This is a genomic window from Haloterrigena sp. H1, from assembly GCF_005938085.1.
Lineage (GTDB): Archaea > Halobacteriota > Halobacteria > Halobacteriales > Natrialbaceae > Natrinema.
Genome location: NZ_SMZK01000001.1, coordinates 816,248 through 841,522, shown reverse-complemented (window position 1 = coordinate 841,522; position 25,275 = coordinate 816,248). Strand labels below are relative to the sequence as shown.

General features: G+C 62.6%; 22 protein-coding genes and 2 tRNA genes. 12 read left to right on the top strand and 12 right to left on the bottom strand.

Annotation, left to right across the window (positions count from 1 at the left end; translation table 11 throughout):
• Nucleotides 1–6: 6 nt before the first annotated feature.
• On the bottom strand, nucleotides 7–936 hold the full coding sequence (locus E2L06_RS04280; protein WP_138778923.1) for a sulfide-dependent adenosine diphosphate thiazole synthase: 930 nt from the start codon (nucleotides 934–936) through the stop codon (nucleotides 7–9).
• A gap of 132 nt (nucleotides 937–1,068) precedes the next feature.
• Entirely contained in the window at nucleotides 1,069–1,335 is a 267-nt protein-coding gene (locus E2L06_RS04275; protein ID WP_138778921.1) for a DUF2892 domain-containing protein, read from the bottom strand.
• A 302-nt stretch (nucleotides 1,336–1,637) separates the two neighbouring features.
• Between E2L06_RS04275 and E2L06_RS04270 the strand changes: the two genes are divergently transcribed.
• A complete protein-coding gene (locus E2L06_RS04270) occupies nucleotides 1,638–4,145 on the top strand; it encodes a DNA topoisomerase I (protein ID WP_138778919.1) in 2,508 nt (835 codons plus the stop codon).
• A 1-nt stretch (nucleotide 4,146) separates the two neighbouring features.
• Here E2L06_RS04270 and E2L06_RS04265 read toward each other — a convergent pair whose 3' ends face one another.
• The gene (locus E2L06_RS04265; protein WP_138778917.1) at nucleotides 4,147–5,472 is read right to left on the bottom strand and encodes an APC family permease; all 1,326 of its coding nucleotides are present in this window, start codon (nucleotides 5,470–5,472) and stop codon (nucleotides 4,147–4,149) included.
• Complete coding sequence (locus E2L06_RS04260; protein ID WP_138778915.1) at nucleotides 5,469–7,070, bottom strand: ABC transporter substrate-binding protein; 1,602 nt, start codon at nucleotides 7,068–7,070, stop codon at nucleotides 5,469–5,471. The genes E2L06_RS04265 and E2L06_RS04260 overlap by 4 nt, the downstream gene beginning before the upstream one ends.
• A gap of 328 nt (nucleotides 7,071–7,398) precedes the next feature.
• On the opposite strand from E2L06_RS04260, the gene E2L06_RS04255 reads away from it, so the two are divergent.
• Entirely contained in the window at nucleotides 7,399–11,589 is a 4,191-nt protein-coding gene (locus tag E2L06_RS04255) for a PQQ-binding-like beta-propeller repeat protein (protein ID WP_138778914.1), read from the top strand.
• Between the two features lie 72 nt (nucleotides 11,590–11,661).
• Here E2L06_RS04255 and E2L06_RS04250 read toward each other — a convergent pair whose 3' ends face one another.
• Entirely contained in the window at nucleotides 11,662–12,276 is a 615-nt protein-coding gene (locus tag E2L06_RS04250) for a TlpA disulfide reductase family protein (protein WP_138778912.1), read from the bottom strand.
• Between the two features lie 197 nt (nucleotides 12,277–12,473).
• Between E2L06_RS04250 and E2L06_RS04245 the strand changes: the two genes are divergently transcribed.
• Complete coding sequence (locus tag E2L06_RS04245) at nucleotides 12,474–13,151, top strand: LysE family translocator (protein ID WP_138778910.1); 678 nt, start codon at nucleotides 12,474–12,476, stop codon at nucleotides 13,149–13,151.
• Nucleotides 13,152–13,193: 42 nt separating this feature from the next.
• Here the strand turns inward: E2L06_RS04245 and E2L06_RS04240 are convergent, their stop codons facing one another.
• From E2L06_RS04240 to E2L06_RS04230, 3 genes are all read right to left on the bottom strand, one after another.
• Entirely contained in the window at nucleotides 13,194–14,114 is a 921-nt protein-coding gene (locus tag E2L06_RS04240) for a PQQ-binding-like beta-propeller repeat protein (RefSeq protein ID WP_171052307.1), read from the bottom strand.
• A 274-nt stretch (nucleotides 14,115–14,388) separates the two neighbouring features.
• Nucleotides 14,389–15,389, bottom strand: a protein-coding gene (locus E2L06_RS04235; RefSeq protein ID WP_138778906.1) for an IS630 family transposase whose coding sequence is annotated in 2 segments (ribosomal slippage) — nucleotides 14,389–14,897 and nucleotides 14,897–15,389 — 1,002 coding nt in all. Because the reading frame shifts where the segments join, the coding sequence is not laid out codon by codon here.
• A 314-nt stretch (nucleotides 15,390–15,703) separates the two neighbouring features.
• The gene (locus tag E2L06_RS04230) at nucleotides 15,704–16,378 is read right to left on the bottom strand and encodes an HD domain-containing protein (RefSeq protein WP_138778905.1); all 675 of its coding nucleotides are present in this window, start codon (nucleotides 16,376–16,378) and stop codon (nucleotides 15,704–15,706) included.
• A gap of 220 nt (nucleotides 16,379–16,598) precedes the next feature.
• Between E2L06_RS04230 and E2L06_RS04225 the strand changes: the two genes are divergently transcribed.
• The 3 genes from E2L06_RS04225 (at nucleotide 16,599) to E2L06_RS04215 (ending at nucleotide 19,182) form a co-directional block, all read left to right on the top strand.
• Complete coding sequence (locus tag E2L06_RS04225) at nucleotides 16,599–17,015, top strand: cobalamin B12-binding domain-containing protein (RefSeq protein ID WP_138778903.1); 417 nt, start codon at nucleotides 16,599–16,601, stop codon at nucleotides 17,013–17,015.
• A gap of 2 nt (nucleotides 17,016–17,017) precedes the next feature.
• Nucleotides 17,018–18,115: a methylmalonyl Co-A mutase-associated GTPase MeaB gene (gene meaB / locus E2L06_RS04220; protein ID WP_138782497.1), complete on the top strand. Its 1,098-nt coding sequence runs from the start codon at nucleotides 17,018–17,020 to the stop codon at nucleotides 18,113–18,115.
• 128 nt (nucleotides 18,116–18,243) lie between these two features.
• Nucleotides 18,244–19,182 carry an alpha/beta fold hydrolase gene (locus E2L06_RS04215; RefSeq protein WP_138778902.1) on the top strand — a complete coding sequence of 313 codons (939 nt, stop codon included), beginning with the start codon at nucleotides 18,244–18,246 and terminating at the stop codon, nucleotides 19,180–19,182.
• Nucleotide 19,183: 1 nt separating this feature from the next.
• Here E2L06_RS04215 and E2L06_RS04210 read toward each other — a convergent pair whose 3' ends face one another.
• The 4 genes from E2L06_RS04210 to E2L06_RS04195 all read right to left on the bottom strand — a co-directional run bounded on the left by E2L06_RS04210 (nucleotide 19,184) and on the right by E2L06_RS04195 (nucleotide 21,931).
• Nucleotides 19,184–19,834: a DUF502 domain-containing protein gene (locus E2L06_RS04210; protein WP_138778901.1), complete on the bottom strand. Its 651-nt coding sequence runs from the start codon at nucleotides 19,832–19,834 to the stop codon at nucleotides 19,184–19,186.
• A 73-nt stretch (nucleotides 19,835–19,907) separates the two neighbouring features.
• A complete protein-coding gene (locus E2L06_RS04205; protein ID WP_138778899.1) occupies nucleotides 19,908–20,300 on the bottom strand; it encodes a Zn-ribbon domain-containing OB-fold protein in 393 nt (130 codons plus the stop codon).
• Between the two features lie 46 nt (nucleotides 20,301–20,346).
• Nucleotides 20,347–21,513, bottom strand: a complete 1,167-nt coding sequence (locus E2L06_RS04200; RefSeq protein WP_138778897.1) for a beta-ketoacyl synthase N-terminal-like domain-containing protein — start codon at nucleotides 21,511–21,513, stop codon at nucleotides 20,347–20,349.
• A 346-nt stretch (nucleotides 21,514–21,859) separates the two neighbouring features.
• Nucleotides 21,860–21,931, bottom strand: a tRNA-Ala gene (locus E2L06_RS04195).
• Nucleotides 21,932–22,106: 175 nt separating this feature from the next.
• Between E2L06_RS04195 and E2L06_RS04190 the strand changes: the two genes are divergently transcribed.
• The 6 genes from E2L06_RS04190 to E2L06_RS04165 all read left to right on the top strand — a co-directional run bounded on the left by E2L06_RS04190 (nucleotide 22,107) and on the right by E2L06_RS04165 (nucleotide 25,271).
• Nucleotides 22,107–22,823 (top strand): class I SAM-dependent methyltransferase, encoded by a 717-nt coding sequence (locus tag E2L06_RS04190; protein ID WP_138778896.1) that lies wholly within the window; start codon nucleotides 22,107–22,109, stop codon nucleotides 22,821–22,823.
• Nucleotides 22,824–22,950: 127 nt separating this feature from the next.
• A tRNA-Gly gene (locus E2L06_RS04185) sits at nucleotides 22,951–23,021 on the top strand.
• A gap of 231 nt (nucleotides 23,022–23,252) precedes the next feature.
• The gene (locus tag E2L06_RS04180) at nucleotides 23,253–23,549 is read left to right on the top strand and encodes a hypothetical protein (protein WP_138778894.1); all 297 of its coding nucleotides are present in this window, start codon (nucleotides 23,253–23,255) and stop codon (nucleotides 23,547–23,549) included.
• A gap of 493 nt (nucleotides 23,550–24,042) precedes the next feature.
• Complete coding sequence (locus E2L06_RS04175; RefSeq protein WP_138778892.1) at nucleotides 24,043–24,372, top strand: hypothetical protein; 330 nt, start codon at nucleotides 24,043–24,045, stop codon at nucleotides 24,370–24,372.
• The gene (locus E2L06_RS04170; protein ID WP_138778890.1) at nucleotides 24,369–24,671 is read left to right on the top strand and encodes a hypothetical protein; all 303 of its coding nucleotides are present in this window, start codon (nucleotides 24,369–24,371) and stop codon (nucleotides 24,669–24,671) included. Before E2L06_RS04175 ends, E2L06_RS04170 begins: the two co-directional genes overlap by 4 nt.
• Nucleotides 24,672–24,845: 174 nt before the next feature.
• Nucleotides 24,846–25,271, top strand: coding sequence for a hypothetical protein (locus tag E2L06_RS04165; RefSeq protein WP_138778887.1), 426 nt, complete (start codon nucleotides 24,846–24,848; stop codon nucleotides 25,269–25,271).
• Nucleotides 25,272–25,275 lie beyond the last annotated feature (4 nt).

Sequence of the window (25,275 nt, the reverse complement as noted above, 5' to 3'; positions counted from 1 at the left end):
GCGTGGTTAGTCGTCGGCCGGTGCGGCTCGCGAGGTCAGTTCGACGGGGTCGGCGTCGACCTCGAGTTCGTCTAAGGCGACCTGGGCGGCACGCTTGCCCGAGACGAGCATGGCACCGAAGGTCGGCCCCATCCGCGGGAGGCCGTAGGTCGTTGCGGTTGCCATCCCGGTCGCGATGAGGCCTTCGTGGACGAGGCCGGTGTGTTCGACGACGGCGTCCTCGCTTTTGCCGACCCACATCGAGTCGTGGCCGGGCGAGTCGTGGCCGGGTGCGCCGTAGGTGTCGTCTTCGGTCTGATCCATGACCTGACCGCGGTCGCGGGCGTCCTGAATACCGGGTGCATCGAGGACGCCGCGCTCGTCGAGCTTCGTGACCGCCATCGCGTCGTGGCCGGTCGCGTCGATGACCAAGTCGGCCTCGACGGCGATCGGATCGACGCAGGTGATCTCGCGGGGCAGGGCGTGGACCGGCGTCCAGTTCATGACGATCCCCGAGACCTTGTGGTCCTCGCGGATGACGATGTCCGTGAACTCGGTCATGTTCTGCATCTTCGCGCCCGCGTCGCAGGCAGCCTTGATCAGGCCCGAACAGGCCTCGGGTCCGTTCGCGACGTACAGCCCTTCGCTGTCCTGTGCCTGCTTGTAATCCACCTCGAGGTCCTCGAGGATCTGTTGGGCGGGATCGCGGACCGTCACCTTGTTCATCAGGAAGCCACCGAGCCAGAAGCCGCCGCCGAGGTAGTTGTTCTTCTCGACGACCATCGTCTGGACACCGCGCTCGGAGAGTTCTTTCGCCGCGGTCAGCCCCGAGGGGCCGCCGCCGACGATGATAACGTCCGAGTCCGAGAAGTCCATGAACTCCTCGGTCCACTCCTGTCCGATCGCACGCGTGACGTCCGCTTCACCAACTTGACTGAACTGCTCGAATTTGCCCATACAACTAGGTGGTATGATCTAGTGGTAATAAAACTGTCGTAGCTATTGCTTGAAAGACGAATTAGTGTGAGAACCACACACAAAAGAATTGTTGTCGATCGATTTCGACCGATCGACCCTCGAGCCGGCCGGTTAGCTCGGCCGGTCCGCGGACACCTCGTCCATCCGGTCGGTCTCCGCCTCCTCACCGCGGTAGGTGTCGAGTCCAACCAGCCGATTGAGGACGCATTTCTGAAGGACGCCGGTAGCGAAAAACACGACGCCGAGGACGACCAGCAGGGCCGGCACGATGGTGCCGATCGAAACGACACCAACCAGCGCAGCCACACCGATAATCGCCAGGAGTGCGCCGCCGACGAGCCGCCAGGTACGATCGAATCCGCCTACGTTTTTCTCCATGATATATTTCTCCGCGTTTACACGCAGGAGAGCGTACGCTCTGAGCGGAAATAAGATGGTCGGTACCATACAACAAGCAGGCGCTGTCGGGACGAGCTACTGCTGTCGAGGGGCCCTCGGCAGCGCACCCATTCGTGATCGTCGACGCACGCGCTCGCGCGACGCGTAGCGCACGCACACCCGCGCTGTCGCCCGGTTTTGGCGAAAGCGTTATCAAACGCTCAATCGTACCGAGCGACGATGACCGATACTCGTCCGCGACGACGGCGGCCGGGCGCTCGAGGACCCGGAGGTGATCCGCGGTGGAACTGATAATCACCGAGAAGGACAACGCAGCCCGCCGGATCGCCGACATCCTGAGTGGGGGCACCTACGACTCGAGTCGCGAGAACGGGGTCAACGTCTACGAGTGGGGCGGCAAGCGCTGCGTGGGGCTGTCGGGCCACGTCGTCGGCGTGGACTTCCCGCCGGAGTACTCCGACTGGCGCGACGTCGAGCCCGTCGAGTTGATCGACGCGAGCGTCGAGAAGACACCGACGAAAGAGAACATCGTGGCGACGCTACGGCTGTTGGCCCGTCGCGCTGAACGCGTGACGATCGCGACGGACTACGACCGCGAAGGGGAGCTGATTGGCAAGGAAGCCTACGACATCGTCCGAAACGTCGACGAGGACGTCCCCATTCGCCGAGTTCGGTTCTCCTCGATCACGGAAAACGAGGTCCAGGGGGCGTTCGACGAACCCGACGACCTCGACTTCGATCTGGCGGCTGCCGGCGAGGCCCGTCAGATCATCGACCTGATCTGGGGGGCCGCACTCACGCGGTTTCTCTCCCTGTCGGCAGGCCAACTCGGCGAGGACTTCATCTCGGTCGGCCGGGTGCAGTCGCCGACGCTCAAGCTGATCGTCGACCGCGAGCGCGAGATCGAGGCCTTCGATCCGGAGGACTACTGGGAGCTCTTCGCTGACCTCCAAAAAGACGAGACGAGCTTCGAAGCCCAGTACTTCTACCGCGACGAGGACGACAACGAGGCCGAACGCGTCTGGGAGGAAGCCGTCGCCGACGAGGTCTACGAAACGCTCGCCGAGCGCGACGCCGCGACGGTGGTCGACGTCAACCGGCGAACGCGGACCGACACGCCGCCGACACCGTTCAACACGACCCAGTTCATCCGCGCGGCCAGTTCGCTCGGCTACTCGGCCAAACGGGCGATGTCGATCGCCGAGGACCTCTACACTGCCGGCTACATCACCTATCCGCGGACCGACAACACCGTTTACCCCGACGATCTCGATCCCGAGGAACTGCTCGACGACTTCGTCGGCCACAACACGTTAGGCGAGTCGGCCGAATCGCTGCTCGAGGCCGACGAAATCACCCCGACAGAGGGTGACGAGGAGACGACCGACCACCCGCCGATCCATCCGACCGGCGAGATTCCATCCCGTGGCGACATCTCCGACGACGAGTGGGAGATCTTCGAACTCGTCGTCCGCCGGTTCTTTGCGACCGTTGCCGAGGCCGCGGTCTGGGAACACCTCAAGGTCGTCGCCGAGGTCGACAACTACCGGCTCAAAGCAAACGGCAAGCACCTCGTCGAGCCCGGCTACCACGACGTCTACCCCTACTTCAGCACGAGCGAGAACTACGTCCCCGACGTCGACGAGGGCGAGGAACTGTCGCTTTCGGACGTCGAACTCGAGGCTAAGGAGACCCAGCCGCCGCGTCGATACGGCCAGTCGCGGCTCATCGAGACCATGGAGGACCTGGGGATCGGGACGAAATCGACCCGTCACGACATCTTAGAGAAACTGTACGACCGTGGCTACGTCGAGAGCGATCCACCGCGCCCAACGCGGCTCGCGATGGCCGTCGTCGAGGCTGCCGAGGACTACGCCGACCGCGTCGTCAGTGAGGAGATGACCGCCCAACTCGAGGCAGACATGGACGCCATCGCGAGCGGCGAGGCGACCCTCGATGACGTCACCGACGAATCGCGGGAGATGCTCGAGGAAATCTTCGCCAATCTCGCGGAGTCACGCGACGAGATCGGCGACCAGCTTCGCAAGTCTCTGAAAGACGACAAGCGACTGGGACCGTGTCCCGAGTGTGGCGAGGACCTGCTCGTGCGCCGGAGCCGCCACGGCTCGTATTTCGTCGGTTGTGACGGCTATCCCGACTGTGAGTTTACGCTGCCGCTGCCCTCGACGGGCAAGCCGCTGATCATGGAGGAGACCTGTGACGAACACGAACTTCACCACGTCAAGATGCTCGCGGGACGACAGACGTTCGTCCACGGCTGTCCGCTCTGTAAGGCCGAAGACGCCGGTGAAGGCCCGATTATCGGCGATTGTCCGGAATGCGGTGAGGACAGCGCGACGACGGAGTCGTCGCGAGACGAAGGCGGCGAACTGGCGATCAAAACGCTCCAGAGCGGCTCCCGGCTCGTCGGCTGTACGCGCTATCCCGACTGTGAGTACTCGCTGCCGCTGCCTCGGCGTGGCGATATCGAAGTCACCGACGAGTACTGCGACGAACACGACCTGCCCGAGCTCGTCGTTCACAGCGGCGACGAGCCCTGGGAACTCGGCTGTCCGATCTGTAACTACCAGGAGTTCCAGGCCCGCGAGAGCGAGTCGGGCTCGGATCTCGAGGCGATCGAGGGAATCGGTGCTAAAACCGTCGAGAAACTCGCCGACGCAGGGATCGAAGATCTCGATGATCTGACCGCGGCAGACCCCGACGCGGTCGCCGAGGACGTCGACGGCGTCAGCGCCGATCGCGTCCGGACCTGGCAGGCAAAGGCGTAGGTCAGACTCGTTTTTCCACCTGTCGAACGCCTTCGGAGAGTTGCTGGCGTTTGAAATACAGTGCTTCGACCGTGAAGACCACCGCCGCGATGACGACGACCAGCCAGAAGACGGCAGGGAGCTGTGAGTAGAGATACCACGTCAGCATGACGAAGAACGCGGCCGAGCCGACGACCCCGACCAGCGGCGGGACGGGATTGACGTCGACCTCATCCGCGTCGCGAACCGTCAGCGCGAGCGCGCACATCGTGCCGAAGACGACGATGAACGCCAGCGAGGCGAACTCCACGACGGCCTCGAGGCTCCCGAAGGCGGTGAACGCGGCTGTCAGGGTACCGATGACGATCACGGTCCGTGCCGGAGCGGCGTCGACGTCCGTGTCGCCCATCTCATCGGGGAGGATGTCGTCGCTGATCAGGTTCTTCGCGAACAGCGCCTCGCTGAACATCGTCGAGTTGATGGCGCTCGCCGTCGAGACGAGGCCGGCGACCCCGATCGCGAGCGCGGCCCATTTCGAGATCGCGAGCGCGCCGTAGAGCAGCGCTGGCTCGGGCTGGGCGGCGATCACTTCCTCGGGCAACAGCGTCGTGATCACGAACCCGACGAGGATGTAGATGGCCGCCGCGATCGGGATCGAGATGAACACGCCCTTCGCGAGCGTCTCGTCCGGATCGTCGAACTGTTCTTGATCGTAGAACAGCAGCTGCCAGCCCTCGAACGAGACGAAGCCGACCGAGGCGGCGATGATCGGATTGAACCCGAGTTCCGTGAAGCCAGGCCGTAGTTGATAGTTCGCCGCGCCGAACCACAGGCCGATCAGGCCGAAGGCAGCGATGATTCCGGCCTGAACGAAGACGAGGTAGCGTTCGACTGCCACGGACGAGCCTGCCCCAAGCAGGTTCAGTCCGATGAAGACGGCGACGATACCGACCGAGATGAACTGGCGGATCGGCAACCCCCAGACGTATTCGTAGCCAATGAGCATCTGGCCATACATCCCGAACGCGTAGGCGTACATTGCCATCGTCCCAACGTATCCGACAACGAGCGTCCAGCCGACCACGCCGGCGATCGTCGATCGGCCAGTCAGGCTCTCGATGTACGACACCGATCCACCGTTGATATCCGTCGCCTTGTTCAACTTGATATACGAATACGCACAGCAGAGGACGACGACCGTCGCGAGACTGTAGGCGAACCACGTCAAGATCCCCGCGGCGGCGATGACGATGCCGATCGCCGCGTAGATGCCCCCGCCGACGATGCCGCCGACGCCCAGCGCGATGGCCGTTGGGACACCGAAGCCGCCGCCATCGTTCTCGCTCATGCGTCACCTCCCATCGTCACGACGGTCTCTCCCGCCGCGAGTCTCGGATTAACCTGTGCGATCGGATGGACACGGAACTGCTCGACGTCCGCGGCCACGGCAAAACTATTCTCGAACGAGCAGATCGGTAGACAGACCCGATCCTCGAGCAACCGTGTGATCGCAGCCTCATAACGGCGTCGTCGTTGCTCACGCTTTCGCGTGTGGCGCGCCGACGCGAGTCGCTCCATGACTGCGTCTTCGCGATAAAAGGTCCCGTTCGTCAGGCCGGCCATGTTTTCGTGGAACGTCGGATAGAGGTGCGAATCCGGATCGGGCGTGCCGCTGACCTCGCCGACGAACACCGAGTAATCGCGTTCGGAGCCGGAGACGTACGTCTCGAGGAAGGCGGATTCGGGCTTCGAGATGACGAGCGCGCCGCGACCGGCGTCCCGCAGGCCGCCGGCCAGCGCCTCGCCGAGCTCTTTGTGTTTCGGGTCCATCGACGTCAAGATGCGAAGCTGCTCTGGTACCACGGCTGTCTCGCTGAACAGCTGGGTGGCCCGGTCGGTGTCTTTCGGATTCGCGAGTGCTTTCCACTCGTCGGTCGGCATGTTCCAGTCGCGAGCGACCTGCGGCGGCAGCGGGCCGTACTGGCGCTGTCCCATCGGCTCGACGAACTCGGCGACGGCTTGCTCGAGGTCGATGCAGTAGCTGATCGCCTCTCGCACCCGCCGGTCGGTCGTGGGCCCCTGGTTCAGATTGAACCCGAAGTAAAACCAGGTGTAGCCCTGCCGGCGTTTCACCGACGCGTTCGTCACCTCCTCGACGTGGTCGACGGTCAGCGGCGACACCGGTTCGATCGCCTGGTTGTGATTCGTCCGGAGGCTCGTCAGTTGTGTTATCGGGAACTCGACGTACGCCAGCGTGAGCCGATCGATCGCGGGTGTCGGCTCGCCCCAGTAGTCGTCCCAGCGGCGCAGCGTCGTCTTCTTTTCCTCGCTGAACGACGCCACCTCGAACGGGCCAGCGCCGACCGGGTCGGTGGCGAACGCTTCTCGGTCGGCTTCTCGCTCCTGCCAGGGGACGATCGGGAGGGTGAGCGCGTCCTCGAGCGCCGGATACGGGGCTGCGAGCGAGAAGCGAACCGTGCGCTCGTCGACGGCCGTGACCGACTCGAACGGGCTGACCCGCCACGCCGTCGGCGCATCCTCTTCGAGCGGCGCGGTAAACGAGTAGACCACGTCGTCGGCGACCACCGCGCGGCCGTTCTGGAATCGCGCGTTCTCCTCGAGTTCGACGACGACCGTCCGGCCGTCACCGTCGGATTCGACCTGTGGGTCGCCAGCGGCGATCGCGGGCACGATGTCGGTTCCCTCGCTGTACTCGTAGAGGCCGTCGAACACGCGTCCAATCGCCTGTTCAGAGCCGATCGAGTGCGCGGTGATCGGATCGAGCGTGATCGGCGGGCGGAGCGTTCCGATGCGGAGCGTCGACTGCGATTCCGTTTCGAACGCTGCCGAACAGCCCGCTATTGCTGCCGGGCTTGCCGCGCCGAGCGTGGCGAGCAGATCACGCCGCGTCGGCCCGGCAGCCCCGTCGCTCGTTCCATCGTCCATCCGTCTCAACACCCCGTTGTCGACTGCTGTCGTCCCATGGTCGATCCCGTCTGAAAACGCCTCGGCGAGAGCTATCGTCGCGGGCGATGTTGGGCGATCGGCCTGCACCTGATGGGCCGGGAGCGCCGACTCGTCTCTGGGATCATCACGAGTGCTGTCACAACCCGCCGGTCGAACTGCCAGACAGTCACTGTCGACTGACGAGACGGCACAGCCGACCGTCGTGTCGATCTGACTGTGCCGGGCGTACCATTAACTGCGTGTGTGTATACGTATCGTTCTCGACCAGATCGCGTCGTTCGCGATCGCACGTGTCACGAGACGGACTATGTCACGCCACAACGAGATCACGACCGACGAGGGGCTCGAAGTCACCCTCGGTATCGACCAACTCGAGACGTTTCTGACGGCGGACGATCCGGACGTTCGGGAGTACGCAGCCGGTACGCTGGCCGAGGAGGCGTCCGATCGGCCGGCGGACGTGCGATCGGCAGTGGCGTCGCTGACCGACTGTCTCGAGGACGAACCGTCGATCAGAGCCCACGCAGCCGCGGCGCTGTCGGCCGTTGCGTCAGATTATCCGGCAGCGATGCGGGACTCCGTGCCGGCGCTGCTCGAGTGGCTCGACGGTTCGCCCGCGGTTCGAACGGACATCGCCGACGCGCTCGCTTCGATCGCGGTCGACGACCCGGCGGCCATCGTCGACGCGGCGACCGAACTCGCAGTTGCCGTCACCGATGACGAGCGACGCGTCCGGGTCCATGTGACGGACGCGCTCGCCGCGCTCGCCGCGGCCGATCCCGAAGCCGTCATCCCGATCACCGACGACATCGAGGCGGCGATCGACGACGACGCCAGCCCGGTCCGGGAAAACGTAACGGCGATCCTCGCGGCCGTCGCCGAGCACGAGTCCGACGCCGTCCTCGAGGGTCGTGATAGCCTCATCGCCCGCCTCGAGGACGAGCCACCCGTCCGGGAGCACGCGACACGGGCGCTGCGTGCGATCGCGACCGAGCGGCCGACGGCGGTTGCATCGTCTGTCGACGGTCTCACAGCCGGGTTAACCGACGAGCGCGAGTCCGTCCGCGCCGATTCCGCGGCGGCGATCGCGTCTATTGCGACGGCCCGTCCCGAACCGGTCAGCGAGATCGTTGACGCACTGGCTGCGAGCCTCAACGACGAGGCCGCCGTCAGCACGGAAACCGTCGGCGCGCTTCGAGATGTCGCCGCGTACGACCCCGACGCGGTCGTGCCGGCCGTCGACGCGCTCGTCGATCGGCTCGACGATGACCTCGAGGCCGTCCGGGTCGACGCGGTCGCGACGCTGTCGACGGTCGCCACAGCCCAGCCCGACGCGGTCGCCCCTGCCGTCGAGCCCCTCGCCCGCCGCGTGACTCGCGACGACCCGCCGATTCGGGACCACGCCGTGACGACCATCGCTGCCGTGGCCGACGTGGCTCCCGCGGCCGTTGCGCCCGTCGTCGCCGACCTCGCCAGCGCCCTCGAAATCGAAGCCGACGATATCCGACTCGAGGCCGTCCGTGCGATCGCCGCCGTCGCGACGACCGACGCGGCCGCCGTCCGCCCGATCGCGCCGGCACTCGCCGAGCGCCTCGTCGATTCACACGAGCCGGTCCGCGACCGCGCGGCCGCGGCGCTGGGTGCGATCGCTCGCGAAGATGCCGGCGACGACGGCGACGTCTCGCAGCTGCTCGAGGGACTCGAGGACGACGACGAATGGATCCGCGGCTATGCTGCCAGCAGGCTGGCCGCGATCGCCACGTCGTGGACCGGCGATCTCCATCCGGCGGTTCGCTCGCTGTGTCGACGGCTCGACCACGAACGCGCGTCGGTCCGGCTCGGGGCGGCCCGCGATCTAGTCACGGTCGCCGCCGAAACACCCCAGGAGGCTCGCGTGGCCGTCGATGCGCTCGGCGAGCGATTATCGGACGACGACGCTGACGTCCGCCACACCGCGGCACTGGCACTCGAGCGGATCGCGACGATGTCTCCCGACGCGGCCCGACCGGCGCTGTCGGGGCTGTTCGACGCGCTCGACGACGACGACCAGAGCGTCCGCGAGACGGCCCGCCGGACGCTCGCGGCGGTCGCCGACGATTCGGACGAAGACTGCCGGCCGACGGTCGCACTCGCCGTCGCGGAAACCGACGCCGACGCGCAGCGGCGTCGCGTCACCGCCTGCGAGGCGCTGTCCGTCGTCGGCCTCGAGAGCGGTGTCGAGACCGAGGCCGCCATCGGTGCGGTCTGTGACCTGCTCGTCGAGCCGACGCCGGCGGTCCGTGCTGCGGCGCTGGACACGCTCGAGACACTGCTCGAAGCCGACGTCGAAACCGAACCGACGCCGCTCGAGGCGCTTACGGCGGTCCTGTCGACCGGCGACGAACGCGCGGCGGCCGTCGCGTCGGCGCTTGCAGATGTCGCCCGGATGAACCCCGAGTTGATCGCCGCGGCGACGCCGCTTTCCGAGCGGCTGCGAGCGGCGGACGGTCGCGAACGACGCGGGCTCGAGCGCGCGCTGGCGACGGCTATCGCGGAGACCGACGGACAGTCGGTCACTGCATTGCTGTGTGATGAACTCGAGGCAGCCGAGACGGACCGGCGAGCGATCGCCGGCGAAATCGCCCGGCTGGCGGCCGCCGTCCCCGACGACGCGGCAGCCGCGCGCGATCGGCTCGTCGCGTTGCTCGCGACCGACGACGACGCCGTCCGCGGATACGCAGCGCTCGCGCTCGGAATCCTCGCAGCAACGGGCCGGGACAGCGGCGCTGCGCTGGATGACGCGATCGAGCGGACCGACGACCGGGTACATGCCGCTCTCTCGCTCATCAGCGGTGCCACGACGTCGAACGACACTGACGAACTCGACACGCAGCTCTCCGAAATGGGGCGGCGACTCGACGACGAGCCATGGGCCGCCGGACTGGCCATCCTTTCGCTGTCGGTCCTCGCAGAAAGGTCAGAGCAGTTGCGCCAGACGGGAATCTCGAAGATCGCGGCCGGCCTCGACGTCGAGAGTTCGATCGTGCGTGTCACCGCCGGACGAACGCTGGCGTCGATGGCCGACGCCGATCCCGACGGGTTTGACGCGGTAACCGACGACCTGCGCGGGGCGCTGTCGGATGCCGACGCCGACGTCCGAGCCACGGTTGGGGCTACGCTGGCCGACGTCGCCGAACTCACGGCGGCGCTCGAGGACGATACCAACCGGCTCACAGCCGACTTGCGTCCTCGGCTCACCGATCCCGACGGCCGCGTTCGGACCAGCATCCTCCGAGTCCTGGCCGCCGTCGATGCCGTCGACGCGCTCCCGGCCGTTCGGCCACTCACTGCCGATCCAGTTCCTGGGGTAGCTGGCGCGGCGACGACCGCAACGGAGCGACTCGAATACGTCCGCGACAGCGAAGCCGACGCCGATCGCGACTGGCCGATGGCGGGTGCGGGGCCGGCGAGGACGAACGCCGTTGTCGCGGGCGACGAACTCGGGACCCGACCGACGGCCCAGTGGCGCGTCGAGACGGCCGGCAACATCGAGTCCCCACCGGCGCTGGTCGGCGAGACCGTTTTCGTCGCCGACGGGAGCGGCGTGGCCGCACTGGCGCTCGAAGACGGCAGCGAACGCTGGCGCGTTGAGCCGGACACCGCGACCGAAACGACGCCTGCAGTCGTCGACGACATCGTCACCGTTGCTGGTGACACCGCGGTCTCGGCGCTCGAGGCCGACACTGGCGACCGCGTCTGGCGACACGCGCTGGACGATCCGGTCCGAACGCCGCCGATCGTCGCCGACGGGACGGTCTACGTGGGCGGCGACGCACTCACCGCGATCGACGCCGAGACCGGCCAGTCGGTCTGGACGGAGAGTGTCGACGGTCGAATCGCCGGGCTCGCCGTCGCCGACGGTGTCGTCTACGTTACCTGTAATGAGCGCGTCGTCGCGTTCGCGACCGTCGATGGGGACCAGCGCTGGGAGGCAGGTATCGAACTCGAGGGGACGATCCGTGGCCCGCCGGCGGTCGCGGACGGAAGGGTCTACGTGAGCGGTGGCGACACGCTGTGTGCGCTGGCTACCGCCGACGGCGAACGGCAGTTCCGTTTCGATACTGGCGGCCCACTCTCGGCATCGCCGGCGGTCGCAGACGGGACGGCCTATATCGCCAGCGAGGACGGCAGTACCTACGCAGTCGATGCGGCAACTGGGTGCGAACGCTGGCGAGAACCGCTCGGCCAAGTGGTGACCGGACCAGTCGTTCTCGGTGAGACCGTCTGTCTGGGAACTGCCGATGGACGGCTGCACGCGCTCTCGACTGCCGATGGCTCACGATGGTGGGAAGATACGGCGGACGCAGTCGGCGAACGGTCGTCGATCGTCGCCGCGAGCGGCCGGCTCTGTCTGGGTGACGAAACCGGACTCACTGCGTTCGGTGTCGACCAGTCGTCGTGGACGGCGTCGATCACCGACCTCCTCACTGGGCTCGGGAACGGGCCAGGAGAACGATAGCGGCTTGCACCAGTTCGCGGGAAAGATGGGCTAACTCGGAACGGATCACTGCGACGGGTAACCGACAGGCGTTCAGTCGGCTGTCGGCTCGGTAGTATTGGCGTTGACAGACGAATTCGTCGTCTCGTCGCTGCTCGTCTCGAGGACGGATTCGACGTGATCGACGATCACGTCCGGCTCCGTGATGCCGAGTTTCCCCCAGTGTTTCTCACCGTCCGCGTCGGTAACGATAGTCGTCGGATAGCTGGAGTAGCCGTAGCTGGCAGCGATATCACCCATCGGGTCGTAGCCGACGGGCCAGTTGCCGCCGTGGGCGCGCCACCAGTCCCGGAGTTCGGCCGGCGGCTTGTTGTCGGGGGATTGGAAGGTAATCCCTAGAAACGTCACCTCGTCGCCATGGTCTGTGGCGAGCTGAGAGTACGCCTCTGCGATCTTTGGCATTTGGGTCTGACAGTTGCCACAGCCGGTGACGAAGAACTCGAGGACCATGACGTCGCCAGTGGGAACGGGAAGCGTGCCGGCCTCGCTGCCGCGCGCGTCGATCGTTTCGACGGTGTACGACCCATCGTCGCCGTTGCCCGGTCCGCTGTCGGCTCCGAACGAGGGAACGCCCCCGAGGAGCAGCCCACCTGCACCGGCCAGAGCGCCGACACTGCCGAGCCCAGCCACGATTTCCCTGCGTCTCATGGCGTTCTCACCACCCGGAGCGGACGCGATCGGAACCGACGGTACTTCATGTCTCTTGATAGAGGCGCGAGCAACTAAGCCGTCACTGGTTTGTGAGTCGAATCGGTCTCGAGCCAGCGCGCACGAGTGGACTGTCGACCCGGTCGCGGCGTTCGCTGCGCTTTTGACGCTGTATCTCCCACTGCCGACCGAGACGCGTGACCTCCCTCATCGTTACAGCACTGGCTGGCATCCTCTTCGGACTCGCGCTGGCAGCCCCACCGGGGCCGATGAACGCCATTATCGCCGAGGAGAGCGTCGTCCGCGGCTGGACGGCCGGCTTCCGGGCCGGCCTCGGGGCCATGCTCGCGGACGCGATTTTCTTCGTGCTCACGCTGGCCGGCGTCGTCGCCGTCATCGACCGCCTGTCGGGGCTTCGCCCCGCGCTGTACGTCGCCGGCGGCTGTCTCATGTTGTACTTCGCCGTCGGCGCGATCGACGAGGCCAGAGCCGCCACGTCGTTTACCGACGCCGCCGAAACCGCGGCCTCGGGCTTTCGCAAGACCTTCGCGCTCTCGCTGACCAACCCCTACCAGATCAGCTTCTGGCTCACCGTCGGCGTCGGCTTGCTCGAGCCCGGGACGCTCGACGTTCTTGCACACGCCCCGGCGGTCGGGAGCGCGCTCGCGGGGTCGCTGGTCGTCCAGACGGGATCGCCGGCGCTGCTGGTCGGTTTTTTCGCCGGCATTGCGTGCTGGATCGTCGCCTATCCGGCGGCGCTGGTCGCGGCGGGCCGCCGTGTCGACGCCTTCGCACCCGTCGTCGCTGCGGGCAGTGCCGTCGTTCTCGTTGGCTTCGGCCTGCTCTTTCTCGCGATGGGACTCGGGATCGTCTAACGGTGACGCTCGCGAAGCTCGCGTTCGGTACAGCGTGAGTACTCAATAGGAATCTAGCGCATGAATGCCAGAGTCCGTTGAAACGATAAGAAAGTCATCAACGAGAAAATCATATATCTCTTCCTCAGAAACCCATGTTTGAACTACATCTCCATCCGAATCCACTTTTTTGAGTTTTCGTTCGTCGACTTGGATAAATATAGAATGTTCATTTGTAGTATTTTCCTCCCCAATTATATCCAAGTCCACTTTAACGCGTGGCACCTCAGTACCGACTTCTATACTCCATATCTCGCTTCCATCATCTACTGCAAGTGCGGACACGGTAGATTGGTTCCCAAATGTCCCATTCTTACTAACATACACCCTATCACTATTATTGAAGACCTGGACTCCACCTAGCGGTTGAACCCATTGTTGCTCTCCTGTAACGGCATCCAGTGCACGAGTGTGGTTCTGATCTGTAACGAGTACCGCGCTATCTGTAGGAGCATGAATATTTGGCCAAGATAATGACTCAACACGCCAGAGTTCTTCGCCACCAGAAGCAGCAACAACCACTTCGCGGTCAAGGGTGACATATGCTGTACCGTTAGAGACTACATGGATATCACTTTCAGCATCCCCATGCTCATAGCGCCACCGCACACTTCCCTCAGCGGTATCAAGTGCGACGAGTTGATCGCCAGCAACATAAACGGTATCTGGTGTATTTGTGGCGGCCGTCTCAGGTTCAATGGATGACCCCGGAGCGTTCCATATCTCACTCCCATCGGAAGTATCAATTGCCCTTACTATTGGATCCCCTCGTGAATATCCCTCTATAAGATAGGCGGTATTATCAGTGATATATGTGAGAGATCCATCAATGCCGGACCAGCGTTCTGTCCCATTGAATTCGACAGCTGATGTCCAAGAACTGGCATCATCACTTGATTTGGTGACATAAACAGCATCAGTCACCGCTCGTGGGGCAATTCGAGACATAGAATTAGATGATCCGTATGTCCATTGATGTTCTCCTGTCTCTGTATCAAGAGAAAAAACACCACCACTAATATCTAAATCCGATAGATCTTCCTGCTGATCTGCTGACGGAGAAACCTCTTGCCCGAAGACCGTGTTATCTGATAGAATCAGGCTCTGACCAGGGACACTATGCTCCCAAATAGGTTCACCTAATATTCCATTTTCGCTATCAGAGGGTGCATCCTTATTATCAGAACTATAGTAACCATTAGAAGTAATTACTCATATTTGGTACAGAAATTCGATCAATAGCAGTGTCAATTGCTGTTGTGAGATCGTCGAGTGAGCCAAAGAAACGGTTGCTGAGTGCCGCTTGTAGTTGTCTCCAGCACTCTTCGACAGGATTTAGCTCTGGTGAGTACGCCGGCAACGTCACGAAGGCGAGGTCGTCACGGGCCGCTAGGTCCGTGACGGCCGACGCCCGAAAATATGGTGCTCCATCCAGGACAATAATTAGATCATCTTCGAACTCTTTGCATAATGCGAGAATGAAATGTTTTGCATGATCGGCGGTAACATACTCTTCAAATCGAGAGAAAAAGCGATCACCGTCCTCGGTGATCGCGCCTAGCAGACACGTCCAGTCACGTTGTCCAGATAACTCGACGGACGGCCGCGTACCGCGGGGAAACCACGCGGCACGCGGCTCGACTTGGACGGATTTCTTGGTTTGATCGATGCAGACTACTGTGGCGTCCATTTCCCGCCGCTTTTTTTGAGCTCCTCACGGAACGTTTCTTGCTCATCAGCATCAGACTCAGCGGCTGTACGGCGAGGCTTTTGATAGCTCAATCCCGCTTCTTTGAGCAACCGCCGACAGCTCGGGATTGAGTACTCGACATCGTACGTCTCGTCAAGATACTGCTGGACGAGCGCCGGCGTCCACGCCGGCGCATCAACCCCAACATTCTCTGGTGATTCGTGGACAGCTTCTTCGAATTCTTTTTGCTCTTTTTCTGAGAGCTTCCGTTTTCTCCCAGAGCGATGAGCATCAGTAACGGCTTGCTCAAGCGACTCGTCGGTGTCGAGTCGCGTGAGCCAGCTATAGATTGTCCGTCGCTGAACGTCGTACCACTCGGCTAGTTCAGTCTGCGTGACGCCGTTCTTGTATGCTATTGCTGCTAAGAGCCGTTCTGTCGGCTTTTTCCCCTCCACGTTGTCAAGGGCATCTTGCAATTCCTCGACAGAGATCTCGTCGAGATGATCCACTGTGTTTAGCAACACTGTCTGAGTAGAAAGTTCTAACGGATACTATAGCAGAACAACCGGCGATGCTAGCTGCCGCCGCACTTACCGAACAAAGAAGGGATCGCCGTCTCATATACTTTTCAAATAATTTTTACTATAAGTGTCTTCGGGAAGGTTCAGTTCGCACATGTAGTGACTGAACTGCCCGATTCAGTTTCAGGCATGATTCTGAATAACGAACTCGCGCTCCTATCTACCGTGACACCAGTCGCTGCTGTGGATGTTTCCGTCTCGAAAAACCTCGCCTCGAGTAGTCACTCTCTTCGACGGATCAGTTACTCGCCCAGCGCCGCGATCTCGTCTTGGAGCCACTCGCTGAACCACTTGACGCGTTTCAGGCGCTGATGGGCGATGCTCTCTGCGGTCTCGCTCTGGACGCGCGAAGCGGCGTCGTAGCCACGCTCTAAGACCCGTTCGACCATCTCGTCGCTGTCCATGTGCGTGCGGGCCTCGTATCCCATCCGCAACAGCATGAGGGCGGTCCCGTTCGCGCCGACCTTATCGAGGAGGTCGGCCTCGATGAGACACTGCGTCTCGAGTGTGAGGTCGGTCAGATCGCCCTGATAGGAGTGGTGTTCGATCGCGCGACACACCTGCTGGATGAACGAGTCGGGATACTCGCCGTGGGACTCGAGGTACTCGCGGGCGACGCGAGCGCCGGCCTCGGCGTGGAGTTCCTGGTCGGTCTCGAGTTTGGCGACGTCGTGAAAGAGGGCGGCGACGCGGGTGACGTCGACGTCTGCGCCTTCTTTCTGGGCGATTTCCGTCGCGAGCTCGACCACGTTGAGGATGTGGTTGTGGCGGTACTCGGCGGAGTGCCACGGGTACCAACGCATCCGTCCGCCTTCGTCTTCTTTCTCGACGCTGGCTGCGAGATATTCGAAGACGAATCCTTTCATCTCCTCGAACTCGGCGTCGGTCACCCTGGTTTCCTTTATTTCGACGCCCACGATAGATCCCTCCGCAGCAGACGAACGATAGTCATTACTGGAATGTTCGGTCGTTTCGCTCTTTAGCCTTTGGTTCGGTCCAGTTTTGGGAGACATGACAGTCAGCCCGTCAACAACCCGTCAACCCCGAATCGCGCTCGAGTCAGAATTCCGTCGCTGCACCAGCCGATGGAAACAATTTTCCGTTAAAGTCAAACAGTCGGCTCGGAAAGAGGGTGGTATGAGCAGCGAACAGGAAGCGGAGTCGATTCGGTGTCTCGTCGCCAAAGTCGGCCTCGACGGTCACGACCGCGGGGCACACGTCATTGCACGCGCGTTCCGTGACGCTGGCTTCGAAGTCATCTATTCCGGACTGCACAAATCGCCCGACCAGATCGTGCAGGCCGCCGTGCAAGAGGACGTCGACGTCCTCGGCATCTCCATTCTCTCGGGAGCCCACGACACGCTCGTCCCGAATATCATGGACGGCCTCGAAGAGTACGGTGCCAAAGACGACACGCTCGTGCTCGCCGGCGGGGTCATCCCCGACGAAGACCGCGAGGGACTCAAAGACGACGGCGTCGCGGCGATTTTCGGTCCCGGGACCTCGATCGAGGAAACCATCGAGTTCGTCCGCGAAAACGCGCCGCAGCGATGACCATGGACGAAGCCGACGAATCGTTACTCGAGGCGCTGCTGGCCGGCGAACACCGCGCGCTCGCCCGGGTCATCTCGAAGATCGAGAACCGCTCGCCGGGCTACCGAGACCTCGTCTCGGAACTCTACGCGCATACGGGCAACGCCGACGTGATCGGTATTACCGGCTCGCCGGGAGCAGGTAAGTCGACGCTCGTCGACAAGCTCGCCGAGGCCTACCGCGAGCGCGGCGAGACGGTCGGGGTCATCGCGATCGACCCCTCCTCGCCGTTTACCGGCGGGGCCGTCCTCGGGGATCGCATCCGGATGGCCTCGACCGTCGGCGACATGGATGTCTTCGTCCGGTCGATGAGCGCCCGCGGCACCCTCGGCGGGCTCTCGACGGCGACCGCTGACGCCGTCAAAGCGATGGACGCCTTCGGCAAGGACAAGATCATCATCGAGACCGTCGGTGCCGGGCAAAACGAGATCGACATCGTCCGGACTGCCGACACCGTCGCCGTGCTCGTCCCGCCGGGCTCGGGCGACGACATTCAGACGCTAAAAGCAGGGATCTTAGAGATCGCCGACGTCTTCGTCGTCAACAAAGCCGACCGTGAGGGCGCGGATCGAACCGTCCAGGAACTACGTGAGATGGTTCACCTCGGCGAGGAAAGCGGCCTCGCCGGCGGCGGTGGCCACCACGGCGTCGACGCGATGGACGGCGATGGTGCGGGCTGGGGAGATGCCGACGAGGACAGTGCCGAGGGCGAAGATAAAAGCTGGACCTCGCCGATCGTCGAGACGATCGCCACGAAGGGAACCGGCGTCGATACCTTCATCGACGAACTCGCGAACCACCGGTCCTACCTCGTCGAGTCCGGCGCCCACGCCGAGAAGGTCCGCCAGCGCTACGCCGAGGAGATCCGAACGCTGCTGCGCGAGGACGTCCACGCGCTGCTCGAGGACGAACTCGCCGACAGCGGCGGGATCGACGACCTCGCCGAAGCCGTCCGGCAGGGCGAGACCGATCCCTACACGATCGCGACCGACGTGCTCGCACCCGTCGAGGCCTGTGTCGAGAACATGGCTGCCGATGCGGACGACACGGACCAGGCGTAGTCTCACGCTCGAGCCGAGCGCCCACAGGGATTCGGCCACGCCCGGTGACGGTCAGGGCCGGACCGGATTTTGCAGCAGACTGGTCCCCGAACCCGAGGCCTAAGACCGTTGCCTTCCTACACGTCCGTATGAAAGTCCGAACAGTCCTCGGTGCAGCCCTCGGAACTATCGGTGGGGCCGTCCTCGGTAATCGCCTGCTAACACGGCGCGCCGGCGACCTCGCAAACCCGCTTGTCGGCATCGAACGCACCTATCGCTGGCGGGGGATCGAGGCGACCTACACCGTCGCCGGCGATCCGACCGATCCGGACATGCTCTTACTGCATGGGATCTACGCGGGTGCGAGCAGCCACGAATTCGAACCGATCGTCGAGCAACTGGCCGAAGACTACCACGTCTTCGCCGTCGACCTCCCCGGCTTCGGTCGCTCAGAACGGCCACCGCTGGTCTACTCGTCGTCGCTTTACGCCGAGTTCGTCCGCGACTTCGCGGCCGACGTCACCGACACACCGATCGTCGTCGCCTCGTCGCTGACCGGATCGTTCGCGGCCGACGCCGCCGCCGAGACCGACTTCGAGCGGCTGGTGTTGATCTGTCCGACCGATGAGACGGCGACCGAGCGGCCCTGGGTCCGCACCCTGCTTCGGACCCCGATCGTCGGCACGACGCTCTATAACCTCCTGGCGAGCAAACCGTCGATCCGCTACTTCTACAACCGTGACGGCTACTACGACGCTGACCGGATCGACCCCGAGGAGGTCCAGTACGCCTGGGACAGCGCCCACCAGCCCGGCGCACGCTACGCTCCTGCCTCGTTCGCTGCGGGCACTCTCGATCCCGACTTCGATCTCGCGACGGAACTGGCCGCCCTCGAGACGCCGACCACGCTCGTCTGGGGCCGCGATGCGGGCCTCGTCCCGCTTCGGGACGGTCGCGACCTCGCGGAGGCGGCCGCGCTCGAGCTGGTCGTCATCGACTACGCGACGCAGTTACCCCACGCCGAACATCCCGACAAGTTCGTCGAGTATCTGCGTGCGGAACTGCTGGCTGTCGACACCGACGAGTAGGTTACTGCGGGACGTTCGCAAGGGGTGGCAGCGACGCTGGTTCTCGTTCGTCGCCCATCCCGGTCGTGACCACGAGGCGCATGCCACGGCGAACGCTCATGTCGGTTTCGTGAACCTGTGTCTCGGGCAGTAAGACCAGTCGGCCGGCGGTCGGGTTCGGACTGTTCGGGATGAAGACGTTGTAGACGTTCCGTCCTGCCACGTCTGTGACTGCCGGGGGGCTTTCACCCGTGACGAAGCCGATCATGTAGACGCCCTCGCGAGGATATTCGACGAGAACGACGCTCTCGTAGGCCGTCCGCCGCTCGACGAGCGCATTGGCGACCTGACGGACGCTCCCGTAGATCGTACTGACCAGCGGCACCACGTTGACGAGTCGGCCGACGTTCCCAAACAGGTGCCTGCCGGCGCTCAGTTGGGCGAGAAACCCGAGGACGACGACCGTCGTGACGATGATGGTGACAGCCAGAAGCTGGGCGACGATTTCTACGTTGGCCGTATACTGGGCCAGCCCGGCCCCGTGGACGAGCGGGTTGACGAACTGTAACGTCCAGTTGACGAGGAATCGCAGCACGTACAGCGTCACCACGAGCGGCGCGATCAGGATCAGTCCCGCGACGAAGCTCTGCCTGACAGCTGCCCTGACGTTCATAGCGGCGTTGGTTTCCCGCCGGTGAAATACCCACCGGCACCCGTATCCAGCAGTCAGAAACGACGTGTTGGCTCTACACCGGCCGGAATCCGATCATGCGCTCGCCGGTCGTCTCCGAGATCGTAATCTCGAGTGCGACTTCGAGTCCAGTGTCGACGGCGGCGGGATCGACGCCGACGACCTGGCCCGTAATCCGAACGGGACCGAAGTTCGCAATTGCCGTTGCATAGGGGGCATCCTTCTCGAACGCCGGCGTCGGAACGTGCGTGATGGTGAACGTCTCGATCTCGCCGGTGTCTGGCAGGGCGACCTCCTCGAGGTCGGTCGACCCACAATCGGGACAGACCCGCCGTGGGGGCAGTGAGCCGTGGCCGTTGGCACACTCGAGACAGTAGGCGTCGCCGGTTTCGGCGGCGTCGAGCCACTCGTCAAAGCCAGCATCCGCGACATCGTCGGGATCGTTCATGCGACCACCTCCAGCGCGTGCGCTGGCGTCATCGCGATCGCTCGGCTCACGCGACCACCTCCAGGACGTGAACCAACGCACTCGCGACCGTGCCACCCGCGTTGTGGGCGACGCCGGTCGTCGCGTCCGCGACGTAGTCGCTGTTCGGATGGGTGCCGGCCAGCAGCATCGTGATCTCGGCGATCTGGGACGCCCCGGTCGCACCGACCGGGTGCCCTTTGGCTTTCAGCCCGCCCGAGAGGTTGACCGGCAACTCGCCGTCGGCGGTCGTTCGCCCGTCGCGGGCCGCCGAGATTCCCTCGCCGATCGGCTCGAGATCGAGCGCCTCGAGCGCCAGCACTTCGGCGATCGTAAAGCAGTCGTGGACTTCTGCGATGTCTACATCACTGGCATCGATGCCGGCGTCAGCGTAGGCCTCCGCGCCGGCCTCGCGGGCGGCTGGCGAGCGCGCGAGGTGCTCGCGGTCGTGCAGCGCCATTCGATCGCCGCCTTGGCCAGTGCCCGTGATCGCGACCGGTGTCTCGAGATCGTGTTCCTCGGCGTAGTCCTCGCTGGTCAGTACGAGCGCGGACGCGCCGTCGGAGATCGGACAGGCGTCGTAGAGGCCGAGCGGCTCCGAGACCGGCGGGGCCTCGAGGACGTCGCCGACCTCGATCGCGCGCTGGTACTGGGCGTTCTCGTTTGGGAGTGCGTTTTCGTGGTTCTTGACCGCGATAGCCGCGAGATCCTCGCGATCACCGCCGAACGCGTCGAAGTAGGCTTGCGCCATCAGCGCGTACGCGCCGGGGAAGGTCATCCCGGCACGCACCTCCCAGAGATCGTCCGCGGCGATCGCAAGTGCCTCCGTCGCACCCGCGGTGCCGAGATTCGTCATCCGCTCTGCGCCGCCGACGAGGAGCACATCGTTCTCGCCGGTACGGATCCGTGTGACCGCCTCACGGACCGCGGCGCCGCTCGAGGCACATGCAGACTCGAATCGCGTCGCGGGTGCCTGTACACCCGCGGCTTCGGCCATTAGCGGCCCCTGATGGCCCTGGTGTTCTGCGAGCTCACCCATGAAGTTGCCGTAGAAGACGGCTTCGACGTCGTCTCGAGGCACATCGCTGTCCTCGAAGGCCTCGATGCTCGCTTCGGCGAAGAGATCCCGTCCGGTCCGCTCGGGACTAGCTCCGAACGGCGTCACCCCTGTTCCGGCGACACGTACGTTAGCCATATCCACACATACTGGATGGACCCGTTAATAGTCCGTGGTTACGGAGATGTTGTCACAATCGCCGATCGGCTACGGTCTCGCCCAGCGAGTAGTGATGCAGCATGGCGATCCGTGTGTCGCATCGGGTGCCACGAGCGAAACGGCTGATGACACTTGCAGCGACGATACTCACGATGAACTGCTCCCCACCGATCGCCCTTGGAAGCGTGGCGCTCGTCTCGAGCGAGACAGGGGGCTGCTCGAATCCGTGGAATGATGAGAGATTCAGCGCGTCTGTGACGAACTATACTGTTTCAGGGTCCATCCCTTGTGGTGTCGAACCCTGGTTACGGCGGAGAAATTGTAGTGGACTCGCCGGGATTTGAACCCGGGGCCTCTCCCATGCCAAGGGAGTGATCTACCCCTGATCTACGAGCCCTCGTATGCAATTCACAGTTTCCGTCGGGAATAGATAAACCCCTCGAATTACTCGAGCCCCGTCACGGACTCGCATTCTCAGTGACCAACCGTATCGATCCGCGATTGACACACTACGGTGGTCTCCTCGGCAAGGTTGCGAACGCTTTTTGCGGGTTCCCCGACGAGAACCGACGATGGCCGGGGATCAGAACCGGGATGGTGAGCGAACCCGTCGACAGGATGGCGACGAAAGCGCCCGTCGCGCAGACGTACGCGACACCTACGACCGAATCGCAGCTCACTTCGCATCCACGCGGGAGTATGCGTGGCCCGAAGTCGAGACGTTCGTCGAGACGTACGCGACCGAGCGCGGAACCCCCAGCGTCGGCCTCGATCTCGGCTGTGGGAACTGCCGCCATGCCGAACTGCTCGCGGCCGATTTCGAGTCGGTCATCGGTCTCGACGTCAGCCGCGGGTTACTCGAGACGGGTCGCGAGCGCGCGCTCGAGCGCGACTTCGACGTCGCACTGGTCCAGGGAGACGCGGCCTCGCTGCCGTTGGGTGACGACATCGTCGATGTCGCGGTCTACGTCGCGACGCTGCATCACCTGCCGACCCGGCGCACTCGCCGGGACAGTCTCGACGAGCTCGCGCGGGTGCTGTCCTCCGACGGCCGTGCGCTCGTCAGTGCGTGGTCGACCGCTCACGACCGGTTCGACGAGACCGCAGGTTTCGACACGACGGTCGAGTGGACCCTGCCCGGTGGCGAGACGGTCGATCGCTTCTATCACATCTACGCGCCCGACGAGTTCGAAACGGATCTGGCCGAGAGCGACCTCTCGGTGCTCGAGTGGGAAATCTCGAGCGGGAACTGTTATGCAACGGTGGCTGGTGCGGGGTCGATGCCGTAGTCGTGTTCAGATGCCGAATAGAGACGCCGTTTTTGATCGATAGTCCGCAGACGACGGTAGCAATCGCGGGCGGGCGACGGACCGGAAAAGGAAGAGCCTTAAACGTGGAACGAAAACCGGGGAATGCGCGCGGATGGTCTAGTGGTAGGACCTGAGCCTTCCAAGCTCATGGCCCGGGTTCAAATCCCGGTCCGCGCATTTCTGTTCATTATCATCAGGAGCGTTGCTTAATCACCATACAGCGGTGCGGTCAGCATCCCTGATGATAGACCTGCGGTGTGATTCCATTATGGAGTATAATGGGGGTCCGGGTCGTCGTGCGATTGGCGGGATATCCTATGTTCAGATGAAATATAAGCTCATGTGGTACTCAACGAGTTAAAAATCCGACATGGTGTTTATTACGCGCGAATCCCCCGGTTGATATGTATGCTACCCGATGATGGCGAAACCGCTCTGGCAGAATCTAATGCGCGGCAACGACGTGCTAAAGCAGACACTGCTTGGGTTGAAGATATCCGAACTGAACTCAAGGATTATTTGGACAATATCAACGATGCTGATGATACTGATGCGGCACCTTACCCGGGTGAACAAACGCTGATTAAATCAATAGATAAAGACCTCAAAATCCTATCACACAATCTAGCTGTACGACGTGGCGACGCTGACAGGGGCTACATCGATGTGCCAGACTATCACGGGAACAACGCAGGTTCAGACTAGTCCTCCCACGACGGGGATACACCTTTGTACTAACTGACAATAATATATCATATGCCTCAATCAAAGGCAGATGCAGAACCGAAGTATCGAACTGGAACTGAACTCCAAGAACTAACAGACTGGAAAGCGGAACAGTACGCCGCACAGACTGGCGATTCGCTTCCCGAACTGAAATCAGGCGATTACGTCCGCATACAGGACGTGTCGTCAGGGTTGTATATCTTGTACTCAGATGCACGGCTTGCACAGGTTTGGGGCGTCAAAGACGGCTATGTTCACTTCGACTTGTTGGATGGTGATGGGTGCTTCATCGGTACCAGCACAGTGCGGTCATTAGATGCGATGGAGGGGGTGGTCCCCCGTGATTGCTAATGTCGCAATCAGTCGAAGCGTGGGGCTTTCGTGACCGTGACGAACTAAAACTGATTATCGGGATTGACGACACCGATGCGTGGCTGTCGTCGGACATGTGGGTTGACGCCCGTGATTTTCGATGACTGACCTTCCACAGACCGTTCTCCACCGCCTCTCAGAACTTCCTGAAGGTGTCTGGGCAGGAGAACTTGCCGACGTAGAATGCATCCACTGTGGCCACAATTCGTGGTGTGAAACCGAAGATGAGCTTGGCTATGAGACTCACTGGGCGCATCATGTGGACGCCTACGAGTGCTTGTTCTGCGGGGCAACTGGAGGTCGTGTCGTCGACGGTCGCAACGACACGCCAGTCACGTCCCGCTACGTCGGTTGTATGGAATCCACGGACGAACCAGACTGGGCAATTGACCCGGATAATCCGCCGTGGGATGATGGTGATTCCGAATGAGCGTGAACAAGAACTACTTGCGGTCGCATATAGCCGACCTCTACGGGGTTATCCCCGCACCCGGAACGGAATGGCGATTGCTGGAAACGCCGATGACGCAGGAAGAACATCAAGGACACTTGCAAGTCCTACGGGACGAAGGTGCAATCTCTATTGTGCGTCGTGACCGCATGGGAACTGTCTGGATGACAACGCCCCAGTTTGAAGAAGCGCTCCAAGAAGTTGCAGAGTCACTTGGAGAAGACCCTGAAGATGCTCTAATCAGCCTCGGACAGACGCACCTTCGCCAGTTCGCCTAAGCCCATAGGTGATTCATCCTTTCAGGTAGACTTCTTTGTAGAATTGCCTTCTATACGGCTTATTTTGAGTCTTTTATATACTAAGCCTCTATTTTCCGCCGATTTTTGTGAACCTGTATGACAATCATTAGTGAGAACCCACTTATGGGGGTTAATATTGTCAGTTAGATTGTAATGTCTGATTACCTAACAAAAGACACGTTGAATCGTGACTTCAGAAGTATCGATACGGTGGATATTATTGCCATCCTCGCCCTGTTTATGGGTTCGGCAGTAATGTCTACTGCCGCAGTAATCCAGTTCTTCGGATATGACTTCGCAACTGTCGTATACACTGCTGGACAGGCTACAGAAGTTAGTATTGCGATGATTCTCCCCGCACTGGGGCTAATTATCGGTGTTGCCACTAACGAAACATCACGTGAAGATGTGGAAAAGATGAGCGACGGAGAAAAATCGGCAATCGGTATCGTTGTCGTGGGTCTGCTTGCGTTTGCACTGTCTCCAGACATCGCCTCGCTCGTGACGGATTACACAATCGGACAGGTCATCTACATGACTGCCCACGTCGGGTCTGGCCTCATCATTGCTAGCGAATAATCTT

What these genes read in the sequence shown, in the direction of transcription:
- E2L06_RS04280 (WP_138778923.1), bottom strand. Translation starts at nt 936, where the DNA reads ATGGGCAAATTCGAGCAGTTCAGTCAAGTTGGTGAAGCGGACGTCACG.
- E2L06_RS04275 (WP_138778921.1), bottom strand. Translation starts at nt 1,335, where the DNA reads ATGGAGAAAAACGTAGGCGGATTCGATCGTACCTGGCGGCTCGTCGGC.
- E2L06_RS04170 (WP_138778890.1), top strand. Translation starts at nt 24,369, where the DNA reads ATGAGCGTGAACAAGAACTACTTGCGGTCGCATATAGCCGACCTCTAC.
- E2L06_RS04205 (WP_138778899.1), bottom strand. Translation starts at nt 20,300, where the DNA reads ATGAACGATCCCGACGATGTCGCGGATGCTGGCTTTGACGAGTGGCTC.
- E2L06_RS04255 (WP_138778914.1), top strand. Translation starts at nt 7,399, where the DNA reads ATGTCACGCCACAACGAGATCACGACCGACGAGGGGCTCGAAGTCACC.
- E2L06_RS04175 (WP_138778892.1), top strand. Translation starts at nt 24,043, where the DNA reads ATGACTGACCTTCCACAGACCGTTCTCCACCGCCTCTCAGAACTTCCT.
- E2L06_RS04165 (WP_138778887.1), top strand. Translation starts at nt 24,846, where the DNA reads ATGTCTGATTACCTAACAAAAGACACGTTGAATCGTGACTTCAGAAGT.
- E2L06_RS04265 (WP_138778917.1), bottom strand. Translation starts at nt 5,472, where the DNA reads ATGAGCGAGAACGATGGCGGCGGCTTCGGTGTCCCAACGGCCATCGCG.
- E2L06_RS04190 (WP_138778896.1), top strand. Translation starts at nt 22,107, where the DNA reads ATGGCCGGGGATCAGAACCGGGATGGTGAGCGAACCCGTCGACAGGAT.
- E2L06_RS04260 (WP_138778915.1), bottom strand. Translation starts at nt 7,070, where the DNA reads ATGGACGATGGAACGAGCGACGGGGCTGCCGGGCCGACGCGGCGTGAT.
- E2L06_RS04200 (WP_138778897.1), bottom strand. Translation starts at nt 21,513, where the DNA reads ATGGCTAACGTACGTGTCGCCGGAACAGGGGTGACGCCGTTCGGAGCT.
- meaB (WP_138782497.1), top strand. Translation starts at nt 17,018, where the DNA reads ATGGACGAAGCCGACGAATCGTTACTCGAGGCGCTGCTGGCCGGCGAA.
- E2L06_RS04215 (WP_138778902.1), top strand. Translation starts at nt 18,244, where the DNA reads ATGAAAGTCCGAACAGTCCTCGGTGCAGCCCTCGGAACTATCGGTGGG.
- E2L06_RS04250 (WP_138778912.1), bottom strand. Translation starts at nt 12,276, where the DNA reads ATGAGACGCAGGGAAATCGTGGCTGGGCTCGGCAGTGTCGGCGCTCTG.
- E2L06_RS04225 (WP_138778903.1), top strand. Translation starts at nt 16,599, where the DNA reads ATGAGCAGCGAACAGGAAGCGGAGTCGATTCGGTGTCTCGTCGCCAAA.
- E2L06_RS04180 (WP_138778894.1), top strand. Translation starts at nt 23,253, where the DNA reads ATGCTACCCGATGATGGCGAAACCGCTCTGGCAGAATCTAATGCGCGG.
- E2L06_RS04210 (WP_138778901.1), bottom strand. Translation starts at nt 19,834, where the DNA reads ATGAACGTCAGGGCAGCTGTCAGGCAGAGCTTCGTCGCGGGACTGATC.